The organism is bacterium (genome assembly GCA_040756715.1).
Taxonomy (GTDB): Bacteria; UBA9089; UBA9088; order UBA9088; family UBA9088; genus JBFLYE01.
Window position 1 is genome coordinate 1 of sequence record JBFLYE010000217.1, and the last position, 9,190, is coordinate 9,190.

The window sequence follows — 9,190 nt, forward strand, 5'->3', positions numbered from 1 at the left end:
AACTTAACCTTTTTCAATTCAAAATTCAAAATTTAGAATTCAAAATTTCTTAAAAGGTGGATGAATTTTTAACAGATAAACACAACCCTATCTATTTTTGCACTAAGTAATGGAAGATACTATAAATAACTGAGCAGTCGGGAGTTTTTTCCCACATAACTCAACTTTGGCAAAAAATGAGTTCATTGCTCCTAAACTATTCCGAGGGTTACCTTTAGCAGGGTTCACCTTTTTATTTTAACTTAAGCTTAAGCCTTATGGTGAATTCCCCCCTCTCTATTTTATTAAATGTCTTTCCCCCATCTTCAGAGATAAACGACCTGCCATATCTTAATACCTTCTCAAGGGGGATTTCAAATTGCCCCTCTAAAGCCTTTAATGAAATAGTATTTGTTCCCTCCCTTAACATCGATAAAGGAAAACCTGCCTTTCCAAAGATAAGCAGACCGCCACTACTTGGGCAGGGTGTGCTTCCTAAATTTTTTTCATTTATCTGGATAGAAATTATCCCAGGACCTCCAAAGAAATCAAAAAAGAAGAAGCAATTATCCTTTATCTTTGAAATATCCTTTATGATAAGCTCTTTTTTTATTATTCTATTGGGGTTATTTAAAGTAAAGGTTTCTCTTCCTCCTCCTTCCTCTGGTGTATCCATAATTAAAAGATAACCATCCTTTTCAATCTCTACCCCACTTTTATATACCATAGGCCAGATTAAACCTTTAAGGGTTGAAGAGAAATTAACCCCCATAAATAGCAAAGAGAATAGCAAGAAACAAGGGGTTATTATTTTGATTTCTCTCTTTTTAAAGGCATTATATAAATAAAAAATTGCATATCCTCCAAATGGTAAAAGTGCGGGAATAACACCTATCCTATACCTTCCCAAGACCATAAATGCTGTTATGGTCAAAAAATAAGAGAGAATAAAGAATACCAATCCAAGCACAGCCTTTCTCTTTATTGACAAAATAAGACCCAAAAGGCATAATGGAGCTATCAGGCTAAATGTAAGGAATCCAGGCATAACCTTTGAAAGATTTTTAAAATGGCTATAGTCAACATTGTTGGGAACCTCCCAACTGTCCCAAAATAGCCAGGCTTTTTTAAGGGTAAGACCTAACCAGGCAGAAGGGCTGTTTTTGATAAACCTTAAAGATTCCTTTATCCAAAGAGAAGACCTCTTTGAAATAGACGGCTCTTTATTTATCCTCTCTGCAATTTCATTATAATTTTCTGGATATGAATCAGAAGTGCCTGTTGAGCCTGGGTTATTTCCAATATAAAATTGTATCCCTCCCTTTGCAGAAAGAAGAATAAACTCCTTTGTGTCAATGTAATTCTTTATTGTAACGGGAATTATTGGTATTATGCTTCCAATTGCTATAAACAAAAAGATAAGAATTCCCTTCCTTGCTCCCAACAATATTAAAGACAAAATAAAAAGAAAGGGGAGAAATGTAAGGATAGTTCCTCGCAGGAGGGCCGATATCCCAATTGCCATTCCCAAAATAAAGCCATTTTTTCTTGTTGAATCTTCTTGGGTTCTTACCAAAAAATAGAGGATTATGCAAACAAGGGAGGTAAATAATCCGTCTATTAACAATGAATCCTCATAAAGGATAAACGGGCCATAGAATAGGGCTAAAATAAATGTAATAAAACCAACATTTTTGCCAAATAGCCTTTTTGTTGCAAGATAAATAAGGAAATAGGAAAATAGGGCTATGATTGTCTGAACAATATAGAGAGAATGAAGATTTCTTCCAAAAACAAGGTAGATAAAAGCTACAAAATAAGGATAGAGAACAGAGGTTGCTCCTGCCCAACATATATTTTTTCCCTTTAAGATGCTTTGTGCCTGGGAGTCAAAGGTTGCCATATCTGTTCCTGCCATAAGCTGATTTCCAAGCCATCCTTTTGCTTCAATATCCTTAAGAATAGAGAGCCTTAAGACAAATGAGATAACAAGGAGGGAGATAATAAGGATATATTCTAATGGAAAACCCATATTTTTCTTTTTTTGCCTCTTAATCCTTTGTCGAGTAGACATTTTCTATAACCTCCTATATTTTATGCCCCTCCACAGAACCGTGCTTAAGGATTTCCGCAACCTGGCTCTTCAGCAATGCTTCCTCTATACGAGGAGAGGGCATATACCCCATCTATTCCAGAAGCTTTATCCCTTTTAAGCTCCCTGAAAACAGCCTTTTAGAAAATCCTTTTGACGAGTAGGTAGGCAAGTGTGATAAACCTATACTTTGGATTTTCTTTGGCTGGTAAGGTTAGAGGCAGGGGTTTTGTTTCCACCTGTTGCCTAGTTCTAGCAGATGTGTCCCTTATATCCTCAATATCCTGCTTGGTCAAATTAGCATATAAAGGATTTATCCAAACCAGCCCCAAAACCACCAAAGCTAAAAGCCTCTTTCCACAGCAATTAAAATCTTTTGGAATAATTTCTGTTTTTCTGGTAAAATATGCACTTTCTCTCAAATGTTCCAAGCTCATCCATATCTGCCGATGACTTTATTTCAACCAGATAATGCTTCTTACCATAATACAACAACCAGGATATTTTTGACAAGAAAATTATTGTCTCCAATGTATAAGCTTAAGCACACAGATGACACGGATTTAACAGATTTTCGCTGATTTTTTAATATATATTGACCCTAAAAATTAGGGTTTATTTTTCTGGAGAATTAAAAGGTTTTTCTTTGCCTCAGAATGATTTGGGTCTATCTGCAATGCCTTTTTTAAGGAGGAGATCGCCTTTTCTCTTTTATTGAGCTTAAGGTAAATAATAGAAAGGTCAGAATAGCAATCTGCATAATCTTCCTTTATTGATAAGGCATTCTTTAAAGCCCTCTCTCCCTCATTATATTTTCCTAAAACAGCATATGTCCTTCCTAGGTTTCTGTAAATTACGGGGTTATTTTTTTCTAGCTCTATTGCCTTAAGGTATTCATCCAAAGCCTCATTATGCCTTCCAAGGATATTGTAAAGGCTACCCCTTTCATTGTAAGCCTTTGAATACTCATCTACCATCATCTTTGTCCTCCATTCCCTTGTCTCATTTAGCTTCCTTGCTCTAAAATTTGGAATGCTTTCTGTAAGCTCTTTTTCAATATCACAATTAAAAGGTAGAATTCTGAATACAAAGCCAGAAGGAATATAGATAAAACCCTGAGGAATCCATCCCTTAAAATCAAGGTAAATTGGGGTATTTGGATTGTTTAAAACCAGGGTTTCAAATCTTTTTTTTAATATAGCATCAAGCTCGGATAATGGCTTATCCCTTGAGGGAGACCTATCCATATTAAGATAGGGCTTATCCTGAAGGAGGCGGAACAATGTCCAATCCTGATGAAAATATGGGTATAAAATGGGCGAAATATCCCCCCTCCTCTTCTCTACATATTCAAGATACCATAAAGGGAATATGTTGTAATCCATTGTATAAAGGGAAATAGAATCTTTCTTTAGAGAATCCATCAAGGCAAGGGTGTGGTCATAGATGATATAGTAATTCCTCCTGTTGCAAAAATTAAAATGGGTAATTAAGGGGATTAAGGGGATAAGGAGGCAGAAAAAAGGGATTTTCTTTGGAAGAACTGAAAAACAAAACCCTACAAATATGCTTATGTAGATAAAGGATGGGATATAATAATCCTCAATATTTGGGATATTGTAGCCAATTGCCATATAGATGTTAAAGATAATAGTAAGAAGGCAAAAGAAAAAGAAAAGAATATTTTTTTTAAAAAGAAGGAATAAGCCAATTAAGGCAAAGATAAGGGGAATTATGGTAAATTGTGAAAGAAAGAAAGGAAAAACCCTATCCTTTAAATGGCCTAATACCTTTATAAATGTAGGAAGGAAGAATAGCCCTGTATATCCAAATCCTGTGATATGCTGTGTAAATCCCGTTATATCCTTTGGCATATTCCAATTTAGCTCTGGATTACAACTTGCCCTTATTGGAAGATAGAACCAGAGGAATAATGGAAGGATAAAAAGAAATGCCATTTTAAAGAGATTTTGAATTTTCTCTTTTGAATTTTGAATTATTTTGTGCCTTTGTGCCTTTGTGCCTTTGTGCCTTTTTTCTGCATCTTTGTGTTTCAATAATGTAATGAGGATAAAGACAAATGTTCCCGGAAGAAGAAACATTGTCTGGGTATGATGAGTAAAGGAAAGGCCAAGAAAAAAGCTAAACAAGAGCCATTTTCTTTTAATCAAAAGAAGGGTAAGGAGGCTAAAGAAAAAGCCATTTAGGGTGTATTTTTCTGCAATTATAGCCTGTTCCCAAAATCTTGTGCTAAAGGCAAGAGTTAAGGAGGAAATAATGCTTGGGATGCGGGATTTAAGATGCGGGATTAGCTTTAAGGTAATAAAATAGGTAATCATTACACATAAGGAGGCAAAAATGGAAGAGAGAAAATTCATCCTAAAGGCAATACTTCCGATAGGAATAAGGCTTGAGAAGGCCTTTCCAAGAATCATATAAAATGGGTATCCGGTCGGATGGCAAATTCCAAGAATCCAGGAGGCTGTGGTCATATCCCCTGAATCATGGAGACCAATAGAGGGTGTAAGGGTAAAAAGATAAACAAAAAGGGAAACAAAAAAAACAAAAAGGGCCATTTCAAAATTATACCAAAAAACATTTATGCTTTCTATTTTAATTTGAATGTGAGAATCTTACAGGGTTTTGGGAAGAAGAATGAGATAAATGCTTGACACAAGGATTTTTCATCCCTATAATTTTTTAAAAATGGGAATAATTCCATTTCTTGTGGGATTTTTGATCTCGGTAAGCGCAGGTTTGTTTTCTATATTTAGACTGGAAGGAATAGTTTCTTTTAGGGAGTTATTCTTTGTTTCCTTTATTAAAATGTTTTTTATATTTCTTATTGTTTTTATATTTGGATTGATATTAGAAGCTTTTATAAGAAGGCAATTTAAAAAGAAAAAAGGATTTAATGTTATTCTTAAAGAGGAAAGGCCATGACAGAAGAAGAGCAATGGAGGGAGTATAAAAGAACCAATGATCCCAAGATAAGGGAGGAGCTAATTTTAAAATATGCCTCCCTTGTTAAATATATAGCAGGAAGGATAGCTATAGGAGCTCCCAATATTGACTATAATGACCTGATAGGCTATGGAATTATTGGGCTTATCGATGCTATTGAGAAATTTGATCCAAATCAGGGGTTTGTTTTTCAAACCTATGCCTCAAAAAGAATTAGGGGTGCTATTATAGATGAGTTAAGAGCCCTTGATTGGGTGCCAAGGCTTATGAGAAAAAAGGCAAAGGAGCTTGAAGATACCTATATAAAGCTTGAAAAGAAATACGGAAGACCAGCCACAGAGGAAGAAGTATGTGAGGAGCTTGAAATAACCAAGGAAGAATTTAACCAAATCCTTCTTGACATTTCAGGAACAACAATTATTTCCCTTGATGAAGTGTGGTATCTAGGAGAAGATAACTATGAGATTCTGGGCATTGACACAATTCAAGCTTCCCAAAGTCAAAATCCAGAGGTTATCATAGAGAAAGAAGAGGTAAAGGATATATTGGCAGGTGCCATAAGCAGGCTTTCTGAAAAAGAAAGAGAAACTATTGCCTTGTATTACTATGAAGACCTTACCCTAAAGGAGATTGGAAAGGTTCTAAATGTTACTGAATCCCGGGTCTGCCAGCTTCATGCAAATGCTATAACAAAGCTTAAGGTATCTATAAGAAAGAAAATAGCTGATTTTACAAAATGAATAAAAAGATATTTGTAATTGGGCTTTTGGTTTATGGGATGGGATTTCTTTTCCTTTACCTAAAAAGGCTATTTCTTGGTCCATTTTTTATTACCGCAGGCCTTGTTATCATTCCCATCTCAATCCTATTAGCAAAAGAGTCTAAAGAGTCAAAAGGTCAGAAGGTCTAATCTTGACAAATAGATAAAAAAGATTATTATTTTTTGAAATGGCAGGGGTTTTTCCATTCAAGGGAGAGGTCTACAACCCAAAAAAGGTTGATATAGCCTCAGTGGTTACACCACCCTATGATGTCATAGGAGAAGAAGAGCAAAATGAATATTACAAAAAAAGCCCTTATAACATAATTAGGCTTATCCTTGGAAAAGAACATAATAGATATGAAATGGCAAAAGAGACCCTTGCATTATGGAGAAGGAACAATATTTTTATTGAGGAGAAAGAAGAATATTTTTATCTTTATGAACAGGAATGGGAGATATTTGGAGAAAGGGGAAAATTCCAAGGCATTATTGCCTCCCTAATCCTTGAAGATTATACATCTGGTATTATCCTACCGCATGAGAGGATATTAAAAAAACCAAAGGTAGACAGGTTAAAATTGCTTAAAGCCTGCAATACAAATTTTTCTCCCATATTCCTTATATTCTCTGATAATGGAAAGATAAAAGCCCTTATAAAGCCTATTCATCCTCCCTTTATTGAGTTTGAATATAAAAATGGGCTATTTTGTAGATTATGGAGGATAGAGAAGAACAAAGATATTCAAAAGGCATTCCAGAAGATAAGGCTATTTATTGCAGATGGCCACCATAGATACGATACAGCCCTTACATACTTTAAAGAAACAAAAGATGAAAAAAAGAAAAGAACAATGGCACTTATCTCTAGCATAGAATATGGTGACTTTAAAATTCTTCCTGCACATAGAATAATTAAAGGAATGCCAGATATTTTAAGAATAAAGAGATATTTTAATATAGAGGAAAAACCCAAAGAAAAGATTTTGCCTTGTTTGTCAGAAAGGAAGGAAATTGGGGTATTTGGGGTTTGCACAAGAAATTTTAGTTTTATTATAACCCTTAAAGACAAGGGTTTATTAAATAAAATCAAGGAAGAATTAAGAATGCTTGATGTTTCTATCCTCCATGTATTATTATTTGATGGAAAGATAAACGAAAGCGAGATTGAATATACAATAGATAGGAATTTGGTATTTGATAGGGCGATGAATGGTGCCTGTGGATTTTTTTTAAGGCCAACAGATATTTCTGATGTGCTTAAAATAGCATCATCGGGAAATAGGATGCCTGGCAAGGCAACATATTTTTATCCAAAGCCATTTTGTGGCTTGGTGATACATCCATTGGTATAACATAGCCAATGAAGACTAGATTTTTATTTATCTTTCTTTTAAGCCAATGTGTTTTTGCCTTTTCTTTAAAGGGAGAATTCTTCCTTCAATTTGGTAAGTTCCTTAAGGTATGTATTGGGGGTTGTTTATAAATGATTTTACTTATTTCTCTTTCTATAATTATTATCCTCTCTTTCCTTCTCATTGTCTCCTATAAGAAGATAAAAGAGGGAAAAAGGGAGGAAAGCAAGCTATCAGAAAGGCTTTTTTTTGTTGAGGAAAGATTAAAGGAGGAGAGAAATTTAAGAGAGGAATTCTTTCATCGGGAGTTTAAGGAGAGCGATTTTCTTACTATAAACCTTGAGGAAAACTATTATAAGATTCTTTTGGCTATGATTTTCTCAAAAGAGGCATCGGATTTCTTTACAAAGGGACATTCAGAAAAGGTTTCTGAGTATGCAAGAAAGATAGCAATTGAACTTTCCCTTCCAAGAAAGGAGGTTTCTTTGATAGAAAAATGCGCCTTACTTCACGATGTTGGAAGGATAGGGATTCCAGATTTTATATTAAATAAACCCGATTCTTTGAATGATGAGGAATTTGAGATTATTAAAAGCCATTCTATAAGGAGTGAATATATTGCCTCTCCTATATCATCTATACAAAACGGGCTTTCCTATATCAGAAATCACCACGAGAGGTTTAATGGAACAGGCTATCCAGATAGGATAAAACAAGAAGAGATACCCCTTGGTGCAAGGATAATTTCTGTTGCCGATGCATTTTCTGCAATGACAGCAAAAAGGGCTTATAGAAAGCCATTAAAGCCTGAGGTAGCCATTGATGAATTAAGGAAAAATGCAGGAAAGCAACACGACCCAAAGATTGTCCAGGCACTTCTTAATGTCATTGCAAGGGAGAAGGAGGAGTCTGCCTATGAGGAGATAACGGCATTAGAGGCTTAAATGAAGAAAAAAAGGGATTATTCTTTAATTCTTTTTTTGATAGCCTTTTTTTGTCTGGGGGGTTGGCTACTTTCTATTCTTTATATTGAAAGAGAAAATCAAAAGCTCCTTAAAGGGATAGATAAATTATCCAATAGGCTTTTATCTATTGAGGAGAAATTAGAGACAAAAGAGAGAAGAGAGGAGAGGGAAGAGAGATGGAAAGAAGCATTTCCCGAAAAACCTCGGGGAGCTCCCTTTAAGCCAATTTTGCCTGGAAAACCTTGTAAAATAGCCATAATCCTTGATGATGCAGGTTATTCCCTTCCAAAAGATGCCATTTCTTTAATAAAAAAGGGCTATCCTATAACCGTCTCCATTATTCCCCATCTCTCCTTTTCAAAAGAAACAGCAGAGCTTGTTCATAATAATGGAGGAGAGGTTATGGTCCACCTTCCAATGGAGGCAATAAATGGAAAAAAAGAAAAGAAAGAAATTTCTACAAAGATGAGCCCTGATGAGATAAAAAAGATTACAAAAGAAGCAATTGAAAGTATACCCTATTGCGTTGGTTTAAATAATCATAGAGGCTCAAAGGCAACAGCAAATAAAGAAATAATGGAGCCTGTCCTTGAGATAGTTAAGGAGAAAAACCTCTATTTTGTAGATAGCCTTACAACCTCAAAGAGCATTGCCTATAAATTAGCAAAAGATATGGGAATTCTAGCAGGCAAAAGGGAAATATTCATAGACAATAATAATTCTTTAGATTCTGTCCTTTCTTCTCTTTCTCTGCTAATAGAGGTAGCAAGAAACAAAGGCTCTGCGATTGGGACTGGTCATATTTCTAAAAGGGCAACCATTTCTGTTCTTTTAGAAAAGATTCCAGAGTTTCAAAAGAATGGAATAGAGCTTGTTTCTGCCTCAGAGCTTCTAAAAAACTAAAAAATGTGATCTACTCAGGTTTTTATAGCATCTTTCCTCACTTAGTGCAAAAATAGATAGGGTTTATGTTTATTTAAGAAATTTTGCATTCTAAATTTTGAATTTTGGATTGAAAAAGGTTAAGTTTTATAAATTTTTCCCCTTTTAATTTAAAATTCAACATTCAAAATTC

At 34.8% G+C, this 9,190-nt stretch carries 9 protein-coding genes; 6 read left to right on the plus strand and 3 right to left on the minus strand.

Going from position 1 to position 9,190, the window contains the following annotated elements; all coding sequences use genetic code 11:
- Positions 1 to 232: 232 nt before the first annotated feature.
- The 3 genes from AB1397_08475 to AB1397_08485 all read right to left on the minus strand — a co-directional run bounded on the left by AB1397_08475 (position 233) and on the right by AB1397_08485 (position 4,647).
- A complete protein-coding gene (locus AB1397_08475; GenBank protein MEW6483007.1) occupies positions 233 to 2,053 on the minus strand; it encodes a glycosyltransferase family 39 protein in 1,821 nt (606 codons plus the stop codon).
- A gap of 384 nt (positions 2,054 to 2,437) precedes the next feature.
- On the minus strand, positions 2,438 to 2,512 hold the full coding sequence (locus tag AB1397_08480) for a hypothetical protein (GenBank protein ID MEW6483008.1): 75 nt from the start codon (positions 2,510 to 2,512) through the stop codon (positions 2,438 to 2,440).
- Positions 2,513 to 2,679: 167 nt separating this feature from the next.
- A complete protein-coding gene (locus tag AB1397_08485) occupies positions 2,680 to 4,647 on the minus strand; it encodes a DUF2723 domain-containing protein (GenBank protein ID MEW6483009.1) in 1,968 nt (655 codons plus the stop codon).
- A gap of 130 nt (positions 4,648 to 4,777) precedes the next feature.
- Between AB1397_08485 and AB1397_08490 the strand changes: the two genes are divergently transcribed.
- The 6 genes from AB1397_08490 to AB1397_08515 all read left to right on the plus strand — a co-directional run bounded on the left by AB1397_08490 (position 4,778) and on the right by AB1397_08515 (position 9,018).
- Entirely contained in the window at positions 4,778 to 5,014 is a 237-nt protein-coding gene (locus AB1397_08490) for a hypothetical protein (GenBank protein ID MEW6483010.1), read from the plus strand.
- Positions 5,011 to 5,775: a FliA/WhiG family RNA polymerase sigma factor gene (locus AB1397_08495; GenBank protein ID MEW6483011.1), complete on the plus strand. Its 765-nt coding sequence runs from the start codon at positions 5,011 to 5,013 to the stop codon at positions 5,773 to 5,775. Before AB1397_08490 ends, AB1397_08495 begins: the two co-directional genes overlap by 4 nt.
- Positions 5,772 to 5,945: a hypothetical protein gene (locus AB1397_08500; protein ID MEW6483012.1), complete on the plus strand. Its 174-nt coding sequence runs from the start codon at positions 5,772 to 5,774 to the stop codon at positions 5,943 to 5,945. The genes AB1397_08495 and AB1397_08500 overlap by 4 nt, the downstream gene beginning before the upstream one ends.
- A 38-nt stretch (positions 5,946 to 5,983) precedes the next feature.
- Positions 5,984 to 7,150: a DUF1015 domain-containing protein gene (locus tag AB1397_08505; protein ID MEW6483013.1), complete on the plus strand. Its 1,167-nt coding sequence runs from the start codon at positions 5,984 to 5,986 to the stop codon at positions 7,148 to 7,150.
- A 131-nt stretch (positions 7,151 to 7,281) separates the two neighbouring features.
- Positions 7,282 to 8,094, plus strand: coding sequence for an HD-GYP domain-containing protein (locus tag AB1397_08510; protein ID MEW6483014.1), 813 nt, complete (start codon positions 7,282 to 7,284; stop codon positions 8,092 to 8,094).
- Positions 8,095 to 9,018 carry a divergent polysaccharide deacetylase family protein gene (locus AB1397_08515; GenBank protein MEW6483015.1) on the plus strand — a complete coding sequence of 308 codons (924 nt, stop codon included), beginning with the start codon at positions 8,095 to 8,097 and terminating at the stop codon, positions 9,016 to 9,018.
- The last annotated feature ends 172 nt before the right edge of the window (positions 9,019 to 9,190 follow it).

Coding starts and splice junctions, on each gene's coding strand:
- AB1397_08500 (MEW6483012.1), top strand. CDS start 5,772: ATGAATAAAAAGATATTTGTAATTGGGCTTTTGGTTTATGGGATGGGA.
- AB1397_08495 (MEW6483011.1), top strand. CDS start 5,011: ATGACAGAAGAAGAGCAATGGAGGGAGTATAAAAGAACCAATGATCCC.
- AB1397_08475 (MEW6483007.1), bottom strand. CDS start 2,053: ATGTCTACTCGACAAAGGATTAAGAGGCAAAAAAAGAAAAATATGGGT.
- AB1397_08505 (MEW6483013.1), top strand. CDS start 5,984: ATGGCAGGGGTTTTTCCATTCAAGGGAGAGGTCTACAACCCAAAAAAG.
- AB1397_08485 (MEW6483009.1), bottom strand. CDS start 4,647: ATGGCCCTTTTTGTTTTTTTTGTTTCCCTTTTTGTTTATCTTTTTACC.
- AB1397_08515 (MEW6483015.1), top strand. CDS start 8,095: ATGAAGAAAAAAAGGGATTATTCTTTAATTCTTTTTTTGATAGCCTTT.
- AB1397_08510 (MEW6483014.1), top strand. CDS start 7,282: ATGATTTTACTTATTTCTCTTTCTATAATTATTATCCTCTCTTTCCTT.
- AB1397_08490 (MEW6483010.1), top strand. CDS start 4,778: ATGGGAATAATTCCATTTCTTGTGGGATTTTTGATCTCGGTAAGCGCA.